22 protein-coding genes are annotated in these 24,881 nt (G+C 55.9%); 14 read left to right on the forward strand and 8 right to left on the reverse strand.

The features are described from left to right. The first annotated feature begins 2 nt into the window (after window positions 1-2). From ACQKLP_RS17260 to ACQKLP_RS17275, 4 genes are all read left to right on the forward strand, one after another. The gene (locus ACQKLP_RS17260; protein ID WP_427324045.1) at window positions 3-1,418 is read left to right on the forward strand and encodes a RagB/SusD family nutrient uptake outer membrane protein; all 1,416 of its coding nucleotides are present in this window, start codon (window positions 3-5) and stop codon (window positions 1,416-1,418) included. Between the two features lie 32 nt (window positions 1,419-1,450). Then, complete coding sequence (locus ACQKLP_RS17265; protein WP_427324046.1) at window positions 1,451-2,200, forward strand: DUF4843 domain-containing protein; 750 nt, start codon at window positions 1,451-1,453, stop codon at window positions 2,198-2,200. Between the two features lie 30 nt (window positions 2,201-2,230). Further along, window positions 2,231-3,679 (forward strand): PKD-like family lipoprotein, encoded by a 1,449-nt coding sequence (locus ACQKLP_RS17270; protein WP_427324048.1) that lies wholly within the window; start codon window positions 2,231-2,233, stop codon window positions 3,677-3,679. 79 nt (window positions 3,680-3,758) lie between these two features. Next, window positions 3,759-5,129, forward strand: a complete 1,371-nt coding sequence (locus ACQKLP_RS17275) for a TlpA family protein disulfide reductase (RefSeq protein WP_427324050.1) — start codon at window positions 3,759-3,761, stop codon at window positions 5,127-5,129. Window positions 5,130-5,188: 59 nt separating this feature from the next. Here the strand turns inward: ACQKLP_RS17275 and ACQKLP_RS17280 are convergent, their stop codons facing one another. Continuing rightward, a complete protein-coding gene (locus tag ACQKLP_RS17280) occupies window positions 5,189-5,908 on the reverse strand; it encodes a LytR/AlgR family response regulator transcription factor (RefSeq protein ID WP_427324052.1) in 720 nt (239 codons plus the stop codon). Continuing rightward, complete coding sequence (locus ACQKLP_RS17285) at window positions 5,905-6,981, reverse strand: sensor histidine kinase (RefSeq protein ID WP_427324054.1); 1,077 nt, start codon at window positions 6,979-6,981, stop codon at window positions 5,905-5,907. The genes ACQKLP_RS17280 and ACQKLP_RS17285 overlap by 4 nt, the downstream gene beginning before the upstream one ends. A 200-nt stretch (window positions 6,982-7,181) precedes the next feature. Here ACQKLP_RS17285 and ACQKLP_RS17290 point away from each other — a divergent pair, with 200 nt between their 5' ends. Beyond that, window positions 7,182-9,515, forward strand: coding sequence for a TonB-dependent receptor domain-containing protein (locus tag ACQKLP_RS17290; RefSeq protein ID WP_427324056.1), 2,334 nt, complete (start codon window positions 7,182-7,184; stop codon window positions 9,513-9,515). An 81-nt stretch (window positions 9,516-9,596) separates the two neighbouring features. Here the strand turns inward: ACQKLP_RS17290 and ACQKLP_RS17295 are convergent, their stop codons facing one another. Next, window positions 9,597-10,043 (reverse strand): SRPBCC family protein, encoded by a 447-nt coding sequence (locus ACQKLP_RS17295; RefSeq protein WP_427324058.1) that lies wholly within the window; start codon window positions 10,041-10,043, stop codon window positions 9,597-9,599. A 115-nt stretch (window positions 10,044-10,158) separates the two neighbouring features. After that, on the reverse strand, window positions 10,159-10,758 hold the full coding sequence (locus ACQKLP_RS17300) for a hypothetical protein (RefSeq protein ID WP_427324059.1): 600 nt from the start codon (window positions 10,756-10,758) through the stop codon (window positions 10,159-10,161). Between the two features lie 265 nt (window positions 10,759-11,023). On the opposite strand from ACQKLP_RS17300, the gene ACQKLP_RS17305 reads away from it, so the two are divergent. The 7 genes from ACQKLP_RS17305 to ACQKLP_RS17335 all read left to right on the forward strand — a co-directional run bounded on the left by ACQKLP_RS17305 (window position 11,024) and on the right by ACQKLP_RS17335 (window position 17,487). Beyond that, complete coding sequence (locus ACQKLP_RS17305) at window positions 11,024-11,575, forward strand: dihydrofolate reductase family protein (RefSeq protein WP_427324061.1); 552 nt, start codon at window positions 11,024-11,026, stop codon at window positions 11,573-11,575. A 169-nt stretch (window positions 11,576-11,744) separates the two neighbouring features. After that, window positions 11,745-12,413 carry a response regulator transcription factor gene (locus ACQKLP_RS17310; RefSeq protein WP_427324063.1) on the forward strand — a complete coding sequence of 223 codons (669 nt, stop codon included), beginning with the start codon at window positions 11,745-11,747 and terminating at the stop codon, window positions 12,411-12,413. Continuing rightward, window positions 12,410-13,708 (forward strand): sensor histidine kinase, encoded by a 1,299-nt coding sequence (locus tag ACQKLP_RS17315; protein WP_427324065.1) that lies wholly within the window; start codon window positions 12,410-12,412, stop codon window positions 13,706-13,708. The genes ACQKLP_RS17310 and ACQKLP_RS17315 overlap by 4 nt, the downstream gene beginning before the upstream one ends. Window positions 13,709-13,720: 12 nt before the next feature. Then, entirely contained in the window at window positions 13,721-14,428 is a 708-nt protein-coding gene (locus ACQKLP_RS17320; protein ID WP_427324067.1) for a phosphatase PAP2 family protein, read from the forward strand. A 283-nt stretch (window positions 14,429-14,711) separates the two neighbouring features. Further along, the gene (locus tag ACQKLP_RS17325) at window positions 14,712-16,637 is read left to right on the forward strand and encodes an LTA synthase family protein (RefSeq protein ID WP_427324069.1); all 1,926 of its coding nucleotides are present in this window, start codon (window positions 14,712-14,714) and stop codon (window positions 16,635-16,637) included. Between the two features lie 34 nt (window positions 16,638-16,671). Further along, window positions 16,672-17,064, forward strand: a complete 393-nt coding sequence (locus ACQKLP_RS17330; protein WP_427324071.1) for a VOC family protein — start codon at window positions 16,672-16,674, stop codon at window positions 17,062-17,064. 9 nt (window positions 17,065-17,073) lie between these two features. Next, the gene (locus ACQKLP_RS17335) at window positions 17,074-17,487 is read left to right on the forward strand and encodes an EamA family transporter (protein ID WP_427324073.1); all 414 of its coding nucleotides are present in this window, start codon (window positions 17,074-17,076) and stop codon (window positions 17,485-17,487) included. 92 nt (window positions 17,488-17,579) lie between these two features. Here the strand turns inward: ACQKLP_RS17335 and ACQKLP_RS17340 are convergent, their stop codons facing one another. Together ACQKLP_RS17340 and ACQKLP_RS17345 are read right to left on the reverse strand one after the other, a co-directional pair. Continuing rightward, entirely contained in the window at window positions 17,580-17,738 is a 159-nt protein-coding gene (locus ACQKLP_RS17340) for a hypothetical protein (RefSeq protein WP_427324074.1), read from the reverse strand. A gap of 74 nt (window positions 17,739-17,812) precedes the next feature. Beyond that, complete coding sequence (locus ACQKLP_RS17345) at window positions 17,813-18,451, reverse strand: class I SAM-dependent methyltransferase (protein WP_427324076.1); 639 nt, start codon at window positions 18,449-18,451, stop codon at window positions 17,813-17,815. Window positions 18,452-18,610: 159 nt separating this feature from the next. On the opposite strand from ACQKLP_RS17345, the gene ACQKLP_RS17350 reads away from it, so the two are divergent. Further along, window positions 18,611-20,947, forward strand: coding sequence for a S41 family peptidase (locus tag ACQKLP_RS17350; RefSeq protein ID WP_427324078.1), 2,337 nt, complete (start codon window positions 18,611-18,613; stop codon window positions 20,945-20,947). A gap of 82 nt (window positions 20,948-21,029) precedes the next feature. Continuing rightward, window positions 21,030-21,404, forward strand: coding sequence for a glyoxalase (locus ACQKLP_RS17355; protein WP_427324080.1), 375 nt, complete (start codon window positions 21,030-21,032; stop codon window positions 21,402-21,404). On the opposite strand, the gene ACQKLP_RS17360 is transcribed toward ACQKLP_RS17355, so the two are convergent. Together ACQKLP_RS17360 and ACQKLP_RS17365 are read right to left on the reverse strand one after the other, a co-directional pair. Then, on the reverse strand, window positions 21,405-23,333 hold the full coding sequence (locus ACQKLP_RS17360; RefSeq protein ID WP_427324082.1) for a hypothetical protein: 1,929 nt from the start codon (window positions 23,331-23,333) through the stop codon (window positions 21,405-21,407). 78 nt (window positions 23,334-23,411) lie between these two features. After that, window positions 23,412-24,839, reverse strand: coding sequence for an MFS transporter (locus ACQKLP_RS17365; protein ID WP_427324084.1), 1,428 nt, complete (start codon window positions 24,837-24,839; stop codon window positions 23,412-23,414). Between the last annotated feature and the right edge of the window lie 42 nt (window positions 24,840-24,881).

Here is a 24,881-nt window from a genome sequence, read left to right on the forward strand (position 1 = left end):
CGATGAATCCCAGATATTTCAAGCAACTCATCATATTCGCCCTTTTCGCCGTGATGACGGCCGGGTGTAAAAAATGGCTGGACGTAAGCCCCAAAACCCAGATCCGCCAAAGGGAGCTGTTCGAGAACGAGCAGGGGTTCCTGGACGCGCTCACCGGCGTGTACCTCAAGCTCGGCAGCAGCAACCTCTACGGCCAGCAAATGACTTACGGGCTCCTCGATGTGATGGCGCAGTGCTACAACATCACGTTCGCCGGGTCAGACAATGCCAGCAACACGTTCAGACAGGCCGGCGTGTACAATTATGCAGACGACAGGGTGAAGGCCCGGATCGCCGCCATCTGGAGCGAAACCTATGCCTGCATCGCCAACCTGGACAACCTCCTCGTACAGATCGACGAAAAGAAAAAGCAATTCACCCTCGATAACTTCGAACGGGTGAAAGGCCAGGCGCTCGCCCTGCGGGCCTACCTCCACTTCGACCTCCTCCGCCTGTTCGGCACCGCACCTGTCGTAGACGGCAACAAGCCCTCCATCCCTTACGTGACCACTTTCGGGGTGGGCGTTTATCCCTTGCTGCCGGTGAACGATGTGATCGCCCATTGCCTCAAAGACCTCGGCGAAGCGGAACAGCTGCTGGACGGCAATAAAGAAGTGGATATTCTTTATAGCGAAGACCCCACCAGCAATTACATGAACTACTGGGCCGTAAAAGGGCTGGAAGCGCGCATCCACCTCTATGCGGGCGACAAGCCCAAAGCGCTGGCCGCTGCACAGGAAGTGATCGGCAACCAACAGCTGTTCCCTTTCGTGGAGCCTTCCAGGGCTTCGGCCACCATCAACCGCGACCGCCTCTACGCCACCGAGCACCTCTTCACGTTGCAGGTGTACAAGCTGAAAGACTATGCGGAAGCATACACCAAGTCCAGCAGCGGCCTGCCCCTGCTCAGCACCACCACTTCCAAAACCCGGGCGCTTTTCGAAACCACGAGCGGCGGCAGCTCCGACATCCGGTTCAACTACTCGTTCGTCCAGATCGGCAGCGGATACGCCACCAGCAAATACTGGCAGGAAGCCACCAACACTTATCTGAAAAACATCGTGCCGATGGTCCGGCTTTCCGAAATGTATTACATCGCCGCAGAATGCGCCGCCACTACGGAAGAAGGCGTGGGGTACCTGAACACCGTCCGCCACAACCGCGGCCTGGCACAGCTCAACACCAACATCACGGCAGACAAGCTGAAGGCCGAAATACTCAAGGAATACAAGAAGGAATGCTACGGCGAAGGCCAGCTGTTCTACTATTTCAAGCGGATCAACAACCCGCTGATCGACGGCAGCAGCAAAGACGCCACCAGGGTGTACGTGCTGCCACTGCCCGAAGATGAGGTCGAATTCGGAAAACGGTTCGAATAAGCAACGATGGTCCACCTAAAATTTTCTCAACCATGAAACGATCCTTTCAATATACTTGTCTGCTCGCCTTTGCCGCCACTTTCTGGTGCGCCTGCGAAAAAACCGGTTTGGTGGAATACGTCCAGCCAGACATGATTTACTTCTACAAAGACCCCAACCTATCGGAGAAAGACAGCCTGTCTTATTCCTTCGCCATCAAGAGCGAGACGATGCAGTTCGATACCGTTCATATCCCCGTCCGGATCATGGGAACGGCCAAAGATTACGACCGGGTGGTGACCTGGGGAACGGTAGACAGTCTTACCACCGCCGTGGCCGGCACCGATTATGAAGTGCTGCCCGCCAAAGTGCCTGCAGGGGCTTACACGGCTTACGTGCCCGTGCGGGTGCTCCGGAACGCGGCGCAAAAAACGAAGGAAGTGCGGCTCCTGCTCGAAATCCGGGAATCGAAAGACTTCAAGCCCGGTATCGACGACGCCCGGGGCAGCGACTGGGCTTATCCCGGCGCGGGGATCCGGTACCTGGTCAAGATCAACGACTTCCTCACCAAGCCCAATAACTGGGACAGCTGGCTGAAATACTTCTTCGGCTCCTACAGCCAGGTGAAATACGGCTTCATCATCGACGTCACGGGCAGGGCGGAATTCCCCGAAACCGGGCCCAATGCGCTTCCTTACGGCCAGTTTCAGTATTTCGAGTCCGTCTGCCGGAACGCGCTGGAGGCTTATGAAGCCGAGCATGGCACGCTCATCGACGAGTTCGGCAATCCGGTCACTTTTTAATGATTTGCTAAAAGACTTAAACCGATCAAGATGTTGAAACATATAAAACTCCTGTGTTGCATTTCGCTGGGCATAGCCATGGCAGGATGTTACAAAGACAAAGGCAATTACGACTACATCGATATCAACGAGGTTTCCATTACCAGCGACTCCAGCGCCGTGGTGGTGCTGCAGCAGGATACGCTCCGGATCAACGTGCAGCTGAAGCAAACGATGCCCGATGCGGCCGGGCTTACGTATGAATGGGTACTTTACGCTGCCAACGGGACGCCGCTGGAGCGCCGCCAGCTCGGCACCGGGAAAAACCTCACCGCCATGATCTCCGAAAAACCGGGGAATTACAACCTCGATTATTTCGTGACCGACAAGAAGACCGGCGTCAGCTTTCAAAAACGGTTCTCGATCAGCGTGGAAAGCGCGTTCGGCGAAGGATGGATGGTGCTCGAAGAGAACGGCGGCACTACCGACATCGGGCTCGTTACCCGCGGGAAGAAGATCTTTAAAAATATCTACTCCACCAGCAACAAAGGGCAAAAACTACCCGCAGGCACAAGGGAAATCAGCATCATCCAGTACCGCGGCCAGGAAATCTACATCCTTTCGCCGGCAGACATGGTCCAGGTAGATTATGTCGACTTTACGAAGATCAAGCGGTTCGACCAGTTCTTCTACGACGCGCCCGCGCCCAAACCGGAAGGGAATTATCTGCTGGGCGGGTCAGACAAGGTGATGTACAACAACGGGCTGGTATATACCGCCTCCACCGTGCTGCCCCCGCCATACACGTTCGGCCTGCCGCTCATCGGCGCCGGGGAAGGGCCTTACTACATGGAGCCGTATCCGATCTTTTCCATCTCCGAAGGCAAATTCTTCTACGACCGCATCTCCCAGCGCTTCTTCAGGGCCGGGCCGTACGACATCGAGCTGAGCCCCTGCCCCCAGTTCGACCCGGCAGCGGATGCGTACAATATGAACAACGTCGGCAAAAAGCTGCTGTATGCGGAACAAAACGTGACGGACGTACACAACCTGCTTTTCAAAAACAATAACAACGACTCCCTTTTTATTTACGTCCTCGATGCCGGCATTTCCAACCCAGCCGTCGCGAAATACGACGTCACCGGCGTTCCCGGGCTTTTGGGGGCGGATCATTACCGGATGTCCAAAACGCTGACTTACCTCTATTACTCCAACGGGAATAAAGTCTACAAGCTCGACATCCTCGCCCAGACCTCCACCCTGCTCTATACTTTCCCCGCCGGCACGCAGGTGGCCGACATGAAAATGTATTTCAACTGGAAAGATTTCGACGACGCAGACAATAATCGCCTCATCTGCATCGCTACCAACGAAGCCGGCCATGGAAAACTATATTATTTCCCGCTGGCCGTAACCGGCAACTTCGAAGGGAACACGTACCGGACCGTTTTCAACGGGTTCGGCAAAATCAACGGCATTGCTTACAAAAGCGGTAACTAACCCACTATTTATCCCGGTATGATGGCCAGGGCCCTCCCGCAGGGGAGGCCCGCCGTCATGCCTCAAATCACCCATCACCATGCAAACCAACAAAACTGTCATATTATCCGCCCTCCTGTTGTGCGCCGGCCTCCAGGCCCTCGCGCAAAAACCGCTGACCATCATCCGGGGCACCGTAGATAAAGAGCGCGCATCCAAAGTGCAGCTCTTCCAGGTGGTAGAAGGCCAGATGACCGAATATGCCTCCACCACCCTCGATGCCGGCCACCACTACGCCTTTGCCCTGCCGGAAGTAAAAGAAGGTTTTTACTACGTGACGGACAATGCCGGAAAATCGTTGCCCGGCCGGCTCTACCTGAAGTCCGGCGACGCGGTGACGTTTAACATCCATCCCAACGGAACGGAGCTATCCGGCAACTCGCCCGAAAACAAAGCGTTGAACGAATGGCAGCAAATGTACCGCCCCATCGCCGTACCTGCGTTCCTTTTCTGGGACGACCGTACCGGGTATCCCGAGTACTTCACCAACCTCACCGCGTTCATTCCCAAAGCGGCGGCGTTCAAAAAACAGGTCAACACACCGAATAAACGGTTCAACGAACTGCTCAAAATGGTGATCGACAGCGACGTGGAATACGCCGCCATCCAGTTTATCTACACGCCGCGGTCGGTCCATCCCACCAAAGAACAGTATCCCGCGTACTACAAAACCATCCCGCAGCCGAAGAAATTCTGCGACACCCGCATCCTGCAACTGGGCGACGGGCTCGACCGGATTGACCGCTACTCGCTGTACTGCAACATGAACAGCGGGACCGAAATTACCCGGGAAGAACGGCTCTCATACTCCCTCAACCTCTTCTGCAACGATACGCTGAAAGGCATTTACCTCGTTCAGGGGCTGGAACGGTACCAGTCGCTCGAAAAGCTGCGCGAAGACGTGGCGCCTTTCAAAAAATACCTTCTCACCGATTCCAGCAAAGCAAAATATCTCCGCCGCGAATCCGCCCTGGCCTCCTACGCCAAAGGGGAAAAGGCGTACAACTTCGCCTATCCCGATGTTAACGGCGACACGGTTTCGCTTGCCAGCCTGAAAGGGAAAGTGGTGCTGGTAGACACCTGGGCCACCTGGTGCATGCCCTGCCGCGAGGAAATCCCGCATCTGCAGAAACTGGAAGAAGAACTGAGAAGCAAAGCCATCGCGTTCGTTTCCCTGTCTTGCGACGAAGCCAAAGACGAAGCCAAATGGAAAGCGTTCGTGGAGAAGGAAAAACTCACGGGCATTCAATTGTACGCAAAGGGATTCAGTGAATTCACGAAATACTACAAGATCAACGCCATCCCCCGTTTCCTGATTTTCGACAAAGAAGGGAAAATCGTGACGGTGGATGCGCCCCGGCCATCGGACCCCGCGCTGAAAGCGCTGCTGCTCCAGCTGGCGGAAGGTTGATAACGCATCCGGGAAAAGTAAGGAAAGAAGGGCTCGTCCCTTCTTTTTTTGTTACGGGGTTATTGCCCGTCTTTAAGGACTTTGAAGGCGATGTCGCGATAGTTGGCGCCGATGGGCAGCTCCAGCCTTCCGATTTCCACGTCCTGCGCCGTGAAGGCCGTGACTTTGGAGAGGTTGACGATGAAGGAGCGGTGGATCCGTAAAAAACGTTTGTCTTTCACTTCGATCTCCATATCGCCGATCTTGAACTTGGCCATGAAGGTAGACCCATCGGCCCGGTGGAGCACCACATAATCCTTCACACTTTCGATATAAAGGATATCGTTTACGGGGATGCGGTTGTATTTATTACCGGTTTTGATGGCGATGTATTCCTCTTCCGGCTGTTGCCGCGCCGTTGGGCTCACCGGCGGTGTTTTTGGGGAAAAGCGCGAATAATACCTTTCCACGGCCTTGAAAAACCGTTCGAACGTGATGGGCTTGAGGAGATAATCGACGATATCCAGCTCATATCCTTCCAGCGCATATTCGCGGTAGGCCGTCGTGAAAATGACGGCGGGCGGCTGACGGAGGGTTTTGAGGAATTCGATACCGGTGATCTGCGGCATCTTGATATCGAGGAAAAGCAGGTCTACGGGCTTGGCACGCAGCTCCTGCGCGGCCTGCATGGCGTTGGCGCAGGTGCCCACCACTTCCAGCGCGCTCAGGCGGCCGATATGGTTCTCCAGGAGCGCGATGGCCAGGGGCTCGTCGTCCACGATAAGGCATTTGATCTTCACACGGGCAGGTTTAAGCGCAGCCCCAGCTTCGCCGTAAACACGCGCTGGTCTGCCATGATCTCAAAAGTATGCGTTTCCGGGTACAACAACGCCAGCTGCTTGCGGATATTTTCCAGGCCGATGCCCAGCTGCCCGTTCACCTTCTCCCTGAACGTATTGCTGATCTCGAAAAAGAACTGGTTTTTCTCCTGCGTCAGCGAAATCCGGATCTCGGGGCAGCCCGCATCTTCTCCCGCGCCGTGCTTGAAGGCGTTTTCGGTGAGCGACAGCAATATCAGCGGCGCGATCTCCACATCCTGCGCCACGCGGTGCTCGAACGAGACCGCCAGGCGGTCGTTGTACCGGAGCTTCTCCAGCTCGATGTAATTCTGCAACAACGCTATCTCCTGCGAAACCGGCACGAAAGGCTTGCCCGAACGGTACAGCAGCGTATCCAGGATTTCGGACAGCCGCGCGATGGCCGGTGAAGTTTTGGGGGAATGGAGGATGGACAGGGAATAGATATTATTGAGCGTATTGAACAGGAAATGCGGGTTCAGCTGCGCTTTGAGCGCCTTCAGCTCGATGTCTGCCTTTTGCTTCTCCAGGTCGAGCGCGCGCTTGTTCACCACATACTGGTCTTTGAGCAGCTTGATGAAAATAAACACGAACGCGAAGGAAAACGAATGGATGAAGTAATTCCAGAACAGGTAGTCCACGTCGGTGAAGATCTCGAGCAAAGGCTCCTGGCTGAAGGGCTTCGGCCGGATGATCGGCTCCAGGAAATACACGACGAACGTTCTCGACAACGCCATGATAAGATAGAGGCCGAACATGGTTATCAAAAACGTGCGCAGGTAATGCTTTCCCGCCAGCAACCGCGGCAGGGAGAAATACGTGAGGAAATACGAGGTGATGGCCGCAAACCCGATGAAGAAGAAACTGTTCAGCAGCTCCCGGCCAAATGTATACGTCGGGTTCGTATAGGTGTTATACCGTGCGATCGATAAAATGTACACGCACAGCCAATAGGTGAAATGGGTAAGGAACCGGTATTTGCTGGTAAACTGTATGAATCGCTCTATTAACGGCATGGTATCAAAAGTACCAAACTTCGCGGCTCGCAGCGCCGCCCGTCGACGAATTTGCCCGCACCGCCCCCGAAAACGCCCCCTTCGCAGCCAAACCCCGGTTTCCGTCCCTATCCCCCTGTCTGTGGCCTGCGCGCCCCCGTTCGTCGACCCGCCCGGAACCGCCCCGCGGATAGTGCCACATTTGCAGAAACTCCTGAGAAATGAAGCGCTTATACCAGCTGATTTACTGCCTCGCCATCGCCCTCCCATCCTTCAGCCAATCCTTCTCCCTTGAAGGAAAGGTGGTTTCCGCATCAGACCAGGCGCCCGTTCCCGGCGCCAGCGTGCTTCTCCGGTCCCAAAAGGACACGGCCCTTCAATTCCGCACCGCCGCCGCGGCAGACGGCCGTTTCCGCCTCATGCTCCCCGCCGGGAAATATAGTTTCCAGGCCCGGGCCCTGCAATTCGACGGGGATTTGCGCACGGTCGTGCTGGAGGGGAATATGGACCTGGGAGACGTACGCCTCACTGCCAACGTGCAACAACTTTCCACCGTGCAGGTACAGGGCGAAAAATCTTCCATCGATCTGAAAACGGATAAAAAAGTGTTCAACGTGGGAAAAGACATCCTGTCGAGGGGCGGCAACGCCAACGATATCCTGAACAACGTACCATCCGTGAATGTGGACATGCAGGGCAACGTATCCCTGCGCGACAATCCCAATGTGCGCATCCTCGTCAACGGGAAACCGTCTATGCTCACCCAGAACAACGGCCTGTCACAAATCCCGGCGGCCAACATCGAAAAGATCGAGGTGGTCACCAACCCTTCGTCGGCTTACGAATCGCAGGGCAGCGCGGGGATCATCAACATCGTACTGAAGAAAAACGCGTCGCTGGGCTTCAATGCCTCGCTGCAGGCGGGGATCTCCAGTCCGCAAAACAACAGCGTCAACCTCAACGCCAGCTACAAAACGAAAACCTTCAACCTGTTCACCAACATCGGGTACCGCGACCGTTCCCTGCTGTTCCTGGAAGACGTCGGGCGCATCCATAAAAACCCATACACTCTCCTCCGCCAATCCAACCGCTCCGACGCCAATTCAGACAACATCAATTTGTACGTGGGAACCGATTTCTACCTGAACGAGAAGAACACCCTCACCGCCAGCTACTATCGCACCCAGATCCGCAACAACGACCGCAACCGCATGGATTACGCGTATTTCGACCAGCACGGCACGCAAGACAGTACCATCACCCGATTCGAAAGCTACCGTGAACCGCAGATCTTCAACGAACTGGAGCTCAACTACACGAAAACGTTCAAACAGCCCGGTAAAAAATGGACGACCTACATGCAGTACGATTTCTGGAACGACGATGAAAACCAGGACATCCGGCAGCGGTCGTCCGCCGCAACGCCCATCCACCTCGTTACCCGCGACATCGAAAGCAGCAAGGACATCTACCTGCAAAGCGATTTCAAATTGCCGGTGAAGACGGGCCAGCTGGACATGGGCGTCCGCGGGCAATGGCGCGCCATCCGCAGCGAATATTCCGCCGCGCAGGACGGGAAACTGCTGCCGGGCAACAACAACAAGCTGTTTTACGACGAGAACATCTACGCCGCATACGCCCAGTACGGTACAAAATGGAAACAGCTGGAAGGCCTCGTGGGGCTGCGCAGCGAGTTGTCGCACATCGGCATCAGCGACCGGGAGCGAACGATCGGCCGGCGCAAGCGGTATATCGACTTCTTCCCCACGCTTCATTTGCAATACGGGTTTAAGAACGAGCTGAGCCTGCAGGCGAGCTACAGCCGGCGGATCAACCGGCCGCGGTTCTGGCAGCTGAACACGTTCTCGGGCTTGTCTGACCAAAGGTTCCTCCAGCGCGGGAACCCCAACATCGACCCCATGTATACCAGCGTGGCGGAACTGGCGCTGCTGAAGAAGTTCGGCAAGATCAGCGTGAACCCGGGCCTGTATTACCAGCATACCACCAATTACTTCGATGCGGTGATTGAGCCCCAGCCCGACGGCACTTTCGTGCGCACCTTCGCGAACATGGGCCGGGAAAACCGGTACGGGTTCGATATGACGACTACGTATAACCCTTATGGCTGGTGGCGCCTGTCGTGGGACGTAAACTGGTATTCCTTCGACCAGCGCGGTGAATACGCCGGAAAAACCTACGCTGCCGATGCCACCACCTGGTTCACGACCCTGCGCTCCAGCATGCGCTTCCCGAAAGTCGTGAATATCGACGGCAGCTTTACCTACCGCGGGAAGCGCAGGGAAGTACAGCTTTCCGTGGCCGAACAATACCGCGCCAACATCGGCCTGTCGAGGGACTTCTTTGGCGACCGGCTCTCGCTTTCCTTCAGCGTCAACAACATCTTCAACTCCAATACCTACGAAGCCGAAATGGACACGCCGGAATATTCCCTGTATTCGCATTACGTGCAACAGGGCGTCGTGTATACCGGAAATGTAGTGTACCGCTTCAACCGGAAGAAAAGCCAGGTGGACCGGATGCCGGCGGAGAAATAACCGGCTGGAAGATTTTCCCGGGCGCCGCCGTCCATTGTTTAACAGAAAGCCACTGCGAAAAACTGCAGTGGCTTGATTTTTTTAATTCCAGTTATCGATCTTGACATCGTCCGGGAAAGGCTGGCCTTCGCCGGTTTCGATCAGGGCTTTCAGGCTCAGCAGGAAAATGGCCCATTTGGTGCTGCAATGATGCATGAACTCGACGGGCTCTTTCCAGTTCAGCTGCCGGAACAGCACGATCACGTAGTCGCCGTCCTGCTTCAGATCGAACGTGATGGTAGTGCCTATCCATTCTGCCGGGCCAGCTACCACTTCCCATTCCACATGATGCGGCGCATCCAGCTTGGTCACCTTCATATCGAACCCATCGGCGTTGAACCGGAAAGCGACGATATTGCCCACTTTATCGCCTTCGCCTTTGGTGTCGGTCGTCCACCAGGCGGCGAGCTGGTCGCGGGAAGTCAATGCGCGGTAAACCGATTCGATGGATGCCGTTTTAATTCCTACTCTGTGCAAGATATTTGCCATGGTAATTTGCTTTTCCCAAAATTACCGCGTCACGGTTTCACCTTTCGGGTGCAAAATGGACAACTTCCAGTGGTGTTTTGGACGATTGCAGCCTTTCGGCCAGCTATGCGGGAATTTATGAAGCAACGATCGGCGACAGGGAAATGAAATCCCCGTTATCATAACCAATGGTTACAGGCAGCGGCATATTTGCGACGCGGAATTTCGAATGGTCGAGCTGTGTCTGGATGATGTTATCAAAAACGAAAGCCGATGCGGCAACGGGCAAAAGCCAGTCGAGGAACGAAAAATCCTCTTTAGCTTCGGCCAGCGCGGAATTGAGCATTTTCAGGCTATCGGGGACGAAATGCCCCAGTTCCGGTTGCCAGGTAGGCTCCGTCGCCCATTCGGCATCCTGCGGGTCGTACGCATCCGCACCCAGCACATGATAAGCATAGATGGTCCTGCGTTGTTCTTCATCATAAAACTGGACGATACCTATCCATAACGCCTGTACGGATTCGGGCAGCGGATAGGTTTCTGCCAGTTCGTGCAGCCAATCGGCCATTTCCGCCCGCTCTTCCGTAAAATCGACATTTCGCAGCGCGCTCCAGTATGCGGCCGGTTTGATCTGTGCATGAAAATCTATCAATGCTTCCCATGATGCGGCGATCCCTTCCCTTTTCCCGAGAATTTCTTCCAGCGCCGTCCAGGATCCTTCGTATGAAAATTCCATAGTATTCATATATGCAGAAAAGTAATAAATATTCATCAGCGGACCATCATATTTTAATGACATTTTAGCTGGCTGCCCCCGCTTGCTTCCGGAACTTTGCGGGCATGAACGGGATACCGCCGGCGGAAGACGGGTTTTCATGGCTTTGCACCACCTTGTCGCAATTGGCCCGTTAAATGTCGGATTTGGCGCCTGTTTGGTGATGAATTTATCGTCACCTTTAATCCGTCAACAGTCATCAACAACAAACATTCAAATCATCTTCATGCGCAAACTCATATTACAATCCCACATCAGCCTCGACGGTTTCATCGCCGACCCTGCGGGCAAAACGGACTGGATCCTCCTCGGTGCCGCCCCCGAATACGCCCTCAACCTGGCCGACCGCTGCGATACCATTTTGATGGGCCGCATCATGTCGGAAGGGTTCCTCGGTTACTGGGAATCTATGTTCGACAATCCGCCGAACGGCGTGCCGGTGCCCATGGCCGAGCGGATGGTGAAGATGCGGAAGATCATTTTCAGCCGTACGCTGAAGGAAATCAAGGCGCGGAATGCGGAAGTGGCCAACGGCGACCTGGTGGATACGGTCAACGCCCTGAAAAATGAACCCGGCAAGGAGCTCATCGTTTACGGCGGCGCCAATTTCTCCAGTCAGCTTATCGCGGCCGGCCTTGTGGACGAATACCACCTGCTCATCAACCCGGCGGCCCTGGGCAAGGGGCTTCCCATCTTTACGGACAGGAGAACGTTCCATCTCACGGAATCCCTCACTTTCAAAAACGGGGTTGTCGCCAATACTTATATCCCGAAATAGTTGTACGATACGATTCCCGGAAGCCGCGCGGGTCGAAAGGCCCCGCGGCTTTCGTACGTTAACATCCTGATAATGAAGTAAAAATATCGTTACATTCGTTAACGGAGCGATAACGTTCCCCATCCCCCGAATTCCAAATTTATTCCAAATCACTGCCTAATTTTGACGCATGAAACTCCTGGTGATCGAAGATGAAGCGGAACTGGCAGCCAGCATTACCGGCTACCTCACGGATTATACCTGTGAAACCGCCGCTACTTTCACCCAGGCTTTGGAGAAAATCGAAACGTATACCTACGACTGCATCCTGCTCGACCTCACCCTGCCCGGCGGCGACGGCCTCCGTTTATTGGATATGCTGAAAAAGGAAAAACGGAACGACGGGATCATCATCATTTCCGCGCGGAACGCCATGGAAGACAAGATTACCGGTCTTACCAATGGTGCCGACGATTACATCGCCAAGCCTTTCCATTTGCCGGAGCTCGCCGCCCGCGTATATTCCGTCATCCGCCGGAAGCAGTTTTCCAGCGCCAATGTGGTGGAACAGCACGAAGTGAGGATCGATCTGCTGTCGAAAAAAGTGTTCGTGGCGGGGAATGAAGTGCCCCTCACCAAAAAGGAGCTCGACCTGCTGCTGTATTTCATCGGCAACAAAAACAAAGTGATCTCGAAAGGCGCCCTGGCAGAGCATCTTTCCGGAGACATGGCCGATATGCTAGACAGTCACGCTTTCGTGTACGCACATATCAAAAACCTCAGGCGCAAGCTCACCGAAGCCGGCTATGGGAATTATCTTAAAAACGTGTACGGAACGGGCTATAAATGGGAAATATGAAGAAACTGCTCGACAGGAACCTGAAGGCTTATCTCCTCTACGCCCTGGTGGTGTTCCTGGCCAGCGTGCCGGCTTATTTCCTCATCATCGACTTCATCTGGCGCACCGAGCTGCATGAGCACAACGAGATCGTGGCGCTGCGGGCCAAAGAGCATTTCCAGCGGCTCTCCGGCGATACGGCCGCGCTCAGCGCCAGCATCGACGCCTGGAACCGCATCCAGCCGGAAGCGGGCATCGTGCCGGTGAGCGCCATGGACGAAGACAGCGTGTACACCGTGTACCGCTACAGCAGCCTCTCCGGCCACGAGGAGCTCGACCGCTTCCATGGGCTTATCAGTTATTTCACGGCCGGCGGACAGGCATATAAAATGACCGTCGAGACCAACATCGAGGAATCTTACGAAACCATCGCGGCGATCACGGCGGTGACGGCATTGTTCTTCCTCTTGTTGCTGGGCGGGTTCCTGTTGCTCAATAAGAAACTGTCGAAAAGACTGTGGGCCCCGTTCCATGAAACCGTGGGCAAGCTGGAGGCGTACGACCTGAAAAGCCAGTCGCAGATCCCCCTGCCGCAGACCGATATCATCGAGTTCGAATCTTTGCACGCGGGCATCCGCAAGCTGATCGCCGGCAATATCGCGGCGTACCGCGAGCAGAAGGAATTCACGGAAAACGCGTCGCACGAGCTGCAAACGCCCCTGGCGATCGTACAATCGAAACTCGACCTGTTTTTACAGACGGAAGGGTTGACGGAGGAGCAGTCCGGCATCATCGAAGCAGCCAACCATTCGCTGTCGCGCGTGTCGCGCATCAACCGCAACCTCGTGCTGCTGGCCAAGATCGAAAACGGGCAGTTCGCTTCGGAGGAAACGGTGGAGATCACGGCCATCGTAAAGGAATTGACGGGGGACATGGAAGATTTTTTAACGGAAAAAAATATCCGCCTGGAGCTGGATGCGCCCGGCACCTGTCTGGTTACCGGCAACGCCGCGCTCGTCGAGATACTGCTCACGAACCTGCTCATGAACGCGATCCGGCATTCGCCCGACGGCGGAGAAATGCGGGCCGTCATCAAAAAAGGATCGGTCAGCATCGCCAATTCCGGCGCTTCGCCCCTTCCGGAAGACAAACTGTTCAAACGTTTTTCTTCCGCAGCGGCCCACACTACCGGCACGGGCCTCGGCCTGGCCATCGTGCGGCAGATCTGTCAGTTGTACGGATGGCAGGTCAGTTACGGGTTCCGGGACGGCATGCATCAATTTACCGTTTGGTTTACCGGCGGAAAGGAAGAATAATTTCAACACCATATGTTCAACATCGCTTTCAGATGGCAGGTGGCTGCGATGCTCCTGCTGTCGGGCACTTGCTTTGCCCAGGAAATCAAGCAGCCGCTCCCTTACGACAGCCTGTACCGCATGCGGCCCATCCACTTTAGCCGGGAACTTTTCATACCCGGTTCCCTCATCCTGGCGGGCATTGCGGCCAACGGGAACGGGCAGGAAGGTTTTAAGAAGGAACTGGTGGAAGAGCGCAACGAACATTTGCCGGCCTTCCATACCCATATCGACAATTACCTGCAATACTCGCCCATCGCCATCGCGTACGGGCTGGATGCGGCGGGCATCCCGTCACGGACAGACATCCGGAACCGCACCGCCATCCTCATCAAAGGCGAAGCGATGATGTTCGCCACCGTGAGCCTGTTGAAAAACACCACGCACCAGCTCCGGCCAGACGGCACTACCTACAACTCGTTCCCTTCCGGGCATACGGCGCAGGCCTTCGCCGCGGCCACCTTCCTGTCCGAAGAATACAAGCACCGCTTCCCCTGGATGCCTTATGCCGCCTACGGCGTGGCTTCCGCGGTGGGCGGGCTCCGCATCGCCAATAACCGCCACTACGTCAGCGATGTACTGGTGGGCGCCGGCCTCGGGATACTTTCCATGAAAGTGGCGTACTGGACACACCGGTACAAATGGAACAAAAAACATAAAGCCGCAACTGATCCGTTCTAATTTTCTTCCAATTCGGGTACGAGCTTTACAGGAAAAAAGAAATGCAGCGTGTCCTGTTTTTCATCCTGCTGATCATTTCGATTCCCACTTTCGCCCAATCCGTAACGATTTCCGGGCAAGCGCGCAGCGCATCCGGGAAAAAGCCGCTGGCTTTCGTTACCGTTACGCTGCACCGGGCGGCAGACAGCAGAACGCCGGGACGACGGCCGGTTCGCCATTCCGGTACTGGAAATGCTAAACCAACATAGACATGTTCTTTTCACGCCATAAAAACTATCGACTGATGACCGGCTTTGCGGTCATGTTCCTGGGCCTTTCCACACTGCTGCGGCTCATCTTGATGATTATTTCGCTGAAAAGCGCCGACCTGACGTTCTTCGCGGTCCTCCGCATTTTCGGGTTCGGGCTCTTGTTCGACGTCGGGGTGGCCGCTTTCTTCCTCCTGCCGTACGCCGCGTACCTGCTGCTGCTGCCGGCCCGTTGGAGTAACAGCTGGTTCAACCGCATCGTGACGCCGGTATTTTTCTTCATCGGTACGCTGATCCTCATGTTCTCCTTCTTCGCCGAGTTCACGTTCTGGCTGGAGTTCGAAAGCCGGTTCAATTTTATTGCGGTGGATTACCTGGTCTACACCTACGAAGTGGTCCAGAACATCAACGAGTCCTATCCCCTGCCGGTCCTCATCGGGTGCATGCTGGCCGTGACGGGCATCATAACCTGGGCGTTCGCCTACGCGGGGATTTTCCGGTCGGCTTACCGGGGCACAACGCCCTTCCTGCAGCGGGCGGGTGTTTTCGCCGGGTTATTGGCCGTAGCCGGGATATACGGATTTTTCATCGGGAACGGCCTCCCGGAGCGCGGGCACAACCGCTATCAGGACGAGCTGGCGAAAGCAGGGATTTACTCCTTCTTTTCCGCGTTCAAAAACAATGAGCTGAACTACGACCATTTCTATCAGCTCATCGAAGAAAAGGATGCCTTTTCCACCGTGCGCGCCTGCCTGCAGGAGCCGAACAGCCAGTATCTGGAAAACGGCCCGTCGATCTGGCGGCACATCCGGCACGATGGTACCGAATTGCATCCCAACGTGATCCTGGTAACGATCGAAAGCCTGAGCGCCGACTTCCTCGGGCGTTTCGGCAACAAACAGGGCCTTACGCCCGTGCTGGATTCCCTCGCCGGGGACAATCTCGTGTTCGACCAGATGTACGCCACCGGTACGCGGACCGTCCGCGGCATGGAAGCGCTGTCGCTCGCCGTTCCTCCCACACCCGGCAGCAGCATCGTCCGCCGGCCGGGAAACGGGGACCTTTCGACCGTGGGGGCCATCTTCCGCACAAAAGGTTACGCCACCAGCTTCATCTACGGCGGCGACGGCTTCTTCGATAATATGAACGCTTTCTTCGGCAGCAATGGCTACAACATCGTCGACAAGGGCCGGAACCTGCTCCTGGGCGACCGGTTCGCCGCCAGCAGGACCCAAATCCCCGACAGCCTCATCCATTTCCGCAATGCCTGGGGCATCTGCGACGAAGACCTTTACGCCGCCGTTATCCGCGACGCCGGAAAGCAATACCGCAGCGGCAAACCGTTCTTCGACTTCGTAATGACCACTTCCAACCACCGGCCCTTCACCTATCCAGACGGGAAAGTCGGCTACCCCTCCGGCTCCGGCCGCGAAGGCGCCGTGCAATATACCGACTACGCCATCGGGCAGTTCCTGAAAGCCGCGCAAAAAGAGCCATGGTACGCCAATACCGTTATCATTTTCGTGGCAGACCATTGCGCCAGCAGCGCCGGGAAGAACGAAATCGACGTCGCCAAGTACCACATTCCCGCCATTATCTGCCACCTGCCGGCTGCGCGGACCGATTCCATTCCGCAACGTTGCTCCCAGATCGACCTGTTCCCCACGCTGTTCGGCCTCCTGCACTGGAATTACGACAGCAACCTTTACGGCCTCGATGTAAGGCAGCCCGGTTACCGCCCGCGGGCGTTCCTGGGCACTTACCAGAAGCTGGCGTACCTGCAGGGCGACGGTATGGTGATCCTTTCCCCGCAACAACGCGTGGAAACGATGCAATACGCCGCCGCCAGCGACAGCCAGGCGCCCGTAAAAGCCGACGACCATACCGTCAGGGAAGCGATCGCGTATTACCAGACGGCATATTATTTGTTCAAACATGGCGGGCTGCAGGCGAAAGAGTAATGGCGGCCCGTCATCTCCCACAAAACACATCCGCATGAAAACAAGGAAAATCTGGGCGAATTTCAGCGTGAAAGACGTGGAGCGCACTTCCAGGTTCTACCATCAACTCGGGTTTGCGGAAAACAAATCCGCGCATCCCGGGCTGGCCAGTTTCTTTTTTGGTGACGACCGGTTCGTGATCCATTTCTTCCAGCAAGGCACACAGATTGATGCGTATTTGCCGCCGGGCCCGTCTTCCCCCGAGGTCATCTTTACCCTTGCCGCTTCGTCGAGGGCGGAAGCGGACCAATGGAAAGAAAGGGTGCAGGCTGCGGGAGGAATGATTTACGGTAACGATGGACAGGATACTTCCCGGTATTACGGGTTCATGTTTGCCGATCCCGACGGTCACCGGTTCAATGTATTGGTGTTGGAAGAAGGGATGTAACTGAACGTTATGTGGAAATATTACGCTTTGCTTTCGGCGCTTTTCGCCGGTATGACGGCCGTGCTGGCCAAAATCGGCATCAAAGGCGTTCCGTCTAATGTGGCTACGGCCGTGCGGACGCTGGTGGTCCTGTTCGTCGCATCCGGCATTATCATCGCAACCGGCGAGATCAGGGACATCAGATCCATCGGGCGCAGAAGCCTCCTGTTCCTGGTGCTGAGCGGCATCGCTACGGGGCTGTCGTGGATAATGTATTTCAAGGCGCTGGAACTGGGGCCCGTTTCCAAAGTGGCGCCTATAGACAAGCTCAGTGTGGCCGTGGCGATCGGGCTGTCGGTCATCTTCCTGAACGAAACGGTGGATTGGAAAACCCTTGTTGGCGCGGGGCTCATCATTGCGGGAACGATCGTGCTCATCCGTTGACAGGGCTTTTACATTTATTGTACGGATTAAGTTTTTCCAATAAACGATCGGTTCAGTTATGAAAAGCTTGCTTGCGTAGCGATGGCAGTGCATCAGTGTCCGGACAGGTACCGTAAAAAAGCCAGAAAATCCGCGCCCATTTCAATGGATTCTTCGGGAGACATGCCGATGTACGGCACTTCGAGGAAAACGCCATCCGCCTTCCGCATGGCGAACCCGGCATCGCCACCGTTCAGTGGTGATGATGCCATGCATTTTCAATGGCCGTAAAGTTGCCGGTTTCTCCGTTCCCGCACAATCGCTGCCATCCGGGAGTTGTTGGCCATTACTTTTTCTCCGCCCAGACATATGCCCGCCGGGTAGGGTATTCCATGTTTTCATTCGGCCGCCGCTCGATGGCATCGATAATACGGAACCCTGTTTCCTGGAGCAGCTGAACGATATCGTCCGTTTTGAAGAAGTACAGGTCGATGTCGATCTCCTTGTCGTGCGCCTTTTCGAAATGCCTGACCTCCTCCCCCACATGATAGGAAAACAAAAAATCGCCGCCCGTTTTCAGCACGCGGTTGATTTCCCCGAAACACTGCCTGACCTCCTCGAGCGAAAAATGAACGATCGCATAGAACGCCAGCGCACTGCCCAGGTGCCCGGGCGGAAATGCAATATGCAGCAAATCGCCCGTCTCGAAACGGATTTGCGGGGACAGCTTACGGGCTACTTCGACCATCGCCGGCGCCAGATCGATGCCCACGATGTTTTCCAGTCCATGGTCGTGCAGGAACCGCGTGGTCTGCCCCGGCCCGCAGCCGAAATCCGCACATAATCCTTCTTCTTTATTCGCCCTGGCGAATGCTTGCAGCAGCAGGCGGTCGACGTGCTTTCCCGAAAGCTCGTCCCACCGTTCCACCGCATAATCTCCGGCAACGAGGTTATAGCATTCCAGTATTTTTTCCGGTGAATTCATGATCGGGTTTTTTGTTTAATGAACGGAAGGGTTGACGATCGCAATACCCTGAAATTAAGCTGTATTTATGATGTTGCGGGATAAAATTTACCTTTGCTGCCGAATGCATTATATTTATTCTAACTAAGATTTACCCTGACCCAAAAAGCTTGTCCCTGTATGGTCCGCACATCGCTATTCCTTGCATTATTCCTCTTTTCCAGTATGGCCGCACTGGCGCAGACTGCCCGCCAGGCCATCAATCAATACACCTTCGCCCGGCTGTATGGATACGTCCGTTTCTTTCACCCGTCTGATGCCGGCGTGGTCACGGATTGGGACGCGCTGGCCATTTACGGGGCGCAGGCGGTGGATGGCGCTAAAAACGCGGCCGAACTGAAAAGTGCGCTGGAAGGCATTTTCCACCCCATCGCCCCTACGCTGCGGATATACGAGACCGGCAAGCCGGCTCCCGGCCCGCTGGAAGCGCCCCAGGATGCGGGCCGCATGAAGGTGGTGATGTGGCAGCACAGCGGGTACGGACCTGGCGGGGGGATTTACAAATCCATCCGGACCAACAGTTACAACTTCCAGCCGAAGGCTGCAGGGCCCCTGGGCGGAGGGTTCAGTAACGTAATGACCCAGCTGGACGCCAAGCCTTACCGCGGCCGGAGGTTCCGTTTCACCGCGGCCTCGCTGGCCACCAACCTGCGCGATGCCGCCGGGCAGTTCTGGGTGCGGGTAGACCGCGTGGGCGGCGGGCCCGGGTTTTTCGATAATATGGACAGCCGCCGGATCATGGGCGTTTCCCAAAAATGGCGACGCGATACCATCGCCGGAACGGTCGATGCCGATGCGGAAACCATCAACTTCGGCGCCTTCGTCATCCGCGAGGGCGATTTCCTCATAGACGATCTCCGCCTGGAGGTAGAAATGCCCGAAGGCTGGAAAACACTCGATTTCAACGGTAACTTCGAAAACGACAAACCCGGGAAAGACCCATCGGGATGGTCGTACAACGAAAACGACAAGGCCATCGTACTGGCCGTGGAATCCCGCCCTTCGCCGGAAGGCAAACAGGCATTGCGGCTCGGGCGCGCGGGCGAAGCAATAAAAGCCGAATTCGCCGGTACGCTCTTCCCCATCGACCTCGCCGCCGGTACCTTCCTGCACAAAGACCTCGGCAACGGCCTCACCATCGATATGCCGATGGCGCTGTGGGGCGATGGAAAAACGACCTTCCCCGTTACCGATACCGTTGCCGCCAGGGCCCTCAGCCAGCAGCGCGCCGCCGGCCTCGCGCCTCCCCTCACCGGCGAAAATCTCTATCTGCGCCTGGCCAACGTCTGCATCACCTGGAACATCTACCAGCATTTCCACCCCTATTTCAAGGAATGGACGACCAACTGGGACCAGGACCTCCAAACCGCCATCGCCGACTGCTACCGCGATAAAACCCCTGCTGACTTCGAGCGAACGCTGGCACGCCTCAACGCACGCCTGCATGATGGGCACACCTTCGTGTCTGGCCCGCAGACGTTCGTAGACCGGCGCTTCCTCCCGTTCCAGCTGGCCTGGGCGGATAACAGCCTCGTGGTGAAGGCCGTATTGTCCCCCGACACCAAAGCCAGGCGCGGCGACGTCATCACCACCATCAACGGCATGCCGGCACAGGCATACCTCAAGCAGCGGTCCGCCTTCGTATCTGCCGGCAGCGCCAATGCCATGATGCGCCAGACGATCGGTTCGCTATGCGTGTCCAAAGCCGATTCCAGCCTTCAGCTCACTTTCCGTTCCGGAAAAGGGCAAACCTGGCAGGAAAAGGTCCCCTTCAGCATTCCGGCGAACGAATATTACGGGAAGCTGCCCAACACCCGGCCCGCGGCATTCGATTCGCTGGGCGGCGGGATCGTATACATCGATCTTTCCCGCCTGGGCTGGAACGAAATGAAAGAGAAAATGGACGAGATCGCCGCCGCGAAAGGCGTGGTGGTAGACCTGCGGGGCTATCCGAAAGATGAGAACGGGTCGCAGATCATCGGGCACCTGATCACGAAAAAAGACAAGGACAAATGGATGCATACCCAGCGCATCGCACGGCCCGACCATGAAAATACCGGATGGGACAGCTTCGGCTGGAACCTGGCCCCAAAGAAACCGCACATCGCCGGCAAAACCGTTTTCCTGACAGACGGCAGCGCCATCAGCTATGCGGAATCCGTGATGGGATACATCAAAGACCAGCAGCTGGCAACCATCATCGGCGAACCAACGGCGGGCGCCAACGGCAACGTAACCGGCGTAACCCTTCCCGGCGGGTATAAGTTCAGCTTTACAGGGATGAAAGTTACCCAGCACAACGGCGCACAGCATTTCACGAAAGGCATTGAGCCCGATATGCTGATCGCTCCTACCATCAAAGGAATTATCAACAATAAAGATGAGCTCCTGGATAAGGCCGTGGAAATCATCAAAAACGGACAGGCCAACGTAAAAAGCGGGCGGGAAGCGAAATAAATGGAAGATAAAAAGCAAAAAGCCCCGCGGAAGTTCATGTTCCGCGGGGCTTTTTCGTTACATTCCGGTCAAAAACAATACCATGGAAGGCAAAGCCATATCTATCCGGCCGTTCATCGGCGCAACGGATTTCGAAGTATCGAGCCGTTTCTATAAAGACCTGGGCTTCCGGGAAGTGGTGCTATCGCCCGTCATGTCGCTTTTCACGACCGGGAAACTGGGTTTCTACCTGCAACGCGCCAACGTTAAAGACTGGATCGACAATACGATGATCTTCATGGAGGTCGACGACGTCAGCGATTTCTGGGACTACCTCACCGCGCTCGATCTGCCCGGTAAATACCCTTCCGCAAGGCTGGGCGCCATCCGGACGGCCGACTGGGGCCGCGAATGCTTCCTGCACGACCCTTCCGGCATCCTGTGGCATTTCGGGGAATTCTCCGCCAAAACGAATTAGTTACAAATCCACCAAAGCGCTCCGTTTGTTACAGCGGTTCATCACCTGCACCTGCCAGCGATAATTGGGATAATATGCTTCCAGGCTTCCGCGGGCGTCTTTCCCGGGCACGCAGTTTTTAATGGTAATAGCCACCACCCCTTCGTTCACCGTTCCGGATAACAGGGACACATCGTAGCCGTTGGCGGCAACTTCGAACCGGGGGGCGCCGGGGTTCATGAAATACAGGCGCACGGGGTAGCAGATTTGCGTCACGTCGCAGGCGCCGTAGCCGCCGTAGGCCAAAATTCCCGGGCCATCGGCCTTGAATGCGATTTTAATCCGGATGCCATTGCCGTTGGGGTTGCAATCCATCGTAACGCCCGTGATCACGGGGTCTGTTCCGCAGGGCGGGATCACGATCGCGGAAATAGTCTGGAGTTTTTGCTGTTTGTAGTAGACGTCGATGTTGGTGAGCTGGTCGGCTGCCTCCTCGTGCGACAACGTCAGATCGAAATCCTGGGTCCCTTTCAGCATGGAATAGGCCACTTTGGTGTTGGAGTTTTGGAGGGTGACGTCGTTGTAGTTGACGGGGATGGCCCTTCCGTCTTCATTCACCACTTTGAACGTCTTTTTCACGCCGGAATTGAACGTTGCCTGGTATGGAACGTCGCTTCCGTCGGCCATGACCAGTTTCGGCCTGATGTATTTGAGGGTGATGTCGCGCGTGGCGCTGGGGTCCCAGTTATCCCCCGAAAAGGCGTACCGGGCGGTCAGCCTGGTATACTTTTCATATTCGGGGATCGTTTTCGGGTTGAGGCGGAAAGTGACCATACCGTTGGCGGTGGAGGTCATTTTCGTTTCCATGTACACGGCCTCGCTGGTGCCGGGGATGACAAAGGCCATATCGACCCCTACCGGCTGTTTGGTATATGGCAGGTCCGTTTCGTTATCGATGAGGGTGAACGTGAGCTTGATCTCCTCGTCGGTCACCTCGTCGTAATCCAGCAGGGAGCCTTCTGCGAAGGGTTTGAGGGACACATCCGGCATGAGCGCCGCTTTCAGCTCGGCGATCGTGGCGGCGAGGTTCCGCAACAGGCCCGCCAGGATGGTTTTCTCGAATTTGTACCCCGAAACTTTTCCCTGGATGCTTTTAAACAGATTGTTCAGCTCGCCGTACCGGGCTTCCAGGCTTTTCAGTTCTTCTTTTTTGTCCTGCATAGTGCCGGCATTCTTCACCGATTCGATGCCCTTTACGATCGCGGCTTTGATAGCGGCCAGCGTCGGGTGCGTATCGTAAGCCAGGCCGCCGCACTGGAAGTAATCGAGGGTATTGTCGACCGATTTGCTGACATCGTCTGAAGGTTGCGGCTCGATGCAGTTGTACACCCGGTCGCCGCCTTCCCCTTCCTTCAATGCACTGAAACCGGCGGTTTGCTTGCCGTTCTCGAAGTAGGATTTCACCAGTACTTCCGACGTTCCCGTTGCCCAGTTGTAATTCAATACCGACATCACCGAACGGGTATGGGAAATATGGTTCATTTCCACCACAATGCTGCCCTTCTTACCGTTCAGCATGGTGTACATCCGGCTTTTGGAGACTTCTGGGAACATTTCGGTCACCAGCAGTTCCGTATTCCCTTTTTTGGCCAGCACGGTGGATGTCAGGTATCGCATCTTGCCGTTGGCGTCGATCTTGCCGTAACCCGCCAGCGTATCTTCATTGTATGCGATCTTGAATACGAGCTGATTGGCCGCGTTCGGCGTCAGCTTTTCTTCGATCAGTACATTGCCCACGCCCGGCGTGATGCCATTGTTGTACGCCGCGTCGGCTTTACGTTTCTCCGCCAGCGTTACTTCAGGCGTGGAGGGCGTGCTTTTCTTGCTGCAGGAAGCCATGACGCAAATGAGCAGCACGGCGATCGGGAAGGATAAACGAGGTAGGTGCATAAGGACAGGTATCGGTAAACAGCCGCAAATGTAGCAACTGCATCTTTTCCGTCACATACCCAGAATTAAGTATTTCCCTCATTCGAACGACACCACGTTCGCGCGCCCGTCCTTTCGCACACCAGCCGGCAACGCCATCAGCATGCCCGCTACGATCGTCATGCAGACGATGCCGGCCGCAAGCCCGTTGTCCAGCGCCAGTTTGTAACCGGCGGCGGATTCACTGCCAACGGAGTTGTAGAAGATGCCCCCGATGATGCTGATCCCCAGCGCCGAAGCGATCTGCTGAAAGGTGGAGAAGATCCCGGCCGACAGGCCCGCATGCTGCGGCGGGATACTGTCCAGCACGATGTTCAACAGAAAAGGCAGCACCATGCCGTTGCCCAGTCCGTACAAGCCGATGAGCGCAATGTTCAAAACGGGCATGCTGTGCGTGGAGAACATTTGCATCTGCAAAACGAAACTGGCGAAAATGATGAGCAGTCCGCCGAGCAACACTTTTTTCCCGTACGTCACGAGCCATTTCGACGCCAGTACGGAGCTTCCCATGAACAGGACCGCATGCGGGATGAAGTAAAGCCCGCATTCCAGCGCGGAAATACCCAGGCCGTTTTGCAGGTACACCGCCACCATGAGCAGGTAGGCCGTATGGAACATGAAATGGAACAGCACGGCCAGTAATCCGATAATGAAATGCCTGTCCCGGAAGAGTTGCGTATCCATGAGCGGATGGCTGCCGGCGGCGGTCTTTCTTTTCTGCCGGACGAAGAACACCGTCATGACCGCGCTGCCGGCAACGAGCGCCACCAGGCTCCAAAGCGGCCACCCTTGTTCCCGGCCTTCGGTGATGGAATAGATGCAGCTGCCCAGGCCGACCGTCAGCAGCAAGGCGCCCGGATAATCGAAACGGACGCCGGTTTGGCGCGCGGTTTCCGGCAGGTATTTGCGGATGGCCCAAAGCGCCAGGCAGCCTACCGGCACGTTGATGAAAAAGATAAGCCGCCAGCCTTCAATAACGGTACGGGTTTCAGCGAGATAGCCGCCGAGGATCTGGCCGATGATGGCCGCGATGCTCAGCGTGATGCCATACCAGCCGATGGCCCTGGCGCGCTCCCGCGGCTCCGGGAAAAGGTCTTGAATGAGGGCGATGGACTGCGTGACCATGAACGCCGAGCTCACGCCCTGCAGGAACCTGGCGATGTTCAGTTGCAGCATCGTTTGCACCGCTCCGCATAAACACGACGCTACCGTGAAGGAAAGCATCCCCCAGAAGAAGACCTTCTTCCGCCCCAGGTAATCGCCCGCCCTGCCGCCGATGATGAGAAAACAGGCGCTCCCCAGCAAATAGCCCGCTATGACCAGTTGTATTTCTCCCTGCGTGGCGCCGAGGCCCGATTTAATGGTGGGGATGGCGATATTGATGATGAAAATATCGATCACATACAGCAGTGGCGCCGTAAGGATTACCAGCAATACCCACCATCTTGCATCTTTTTTGCCCGTCATGTTGTTTCCGTTTTTTTTGTGATGCAGCAAAATTACCGGCAC

It is taken from the genome of Chitinophaga sp. NPDC101104 (assembly GCF_050277495.1).
GTDB lineage: Bacteria > Bacteroidota > Bacteroidia > Chitinophagales > Chitinophagaceae > Chitinophaga.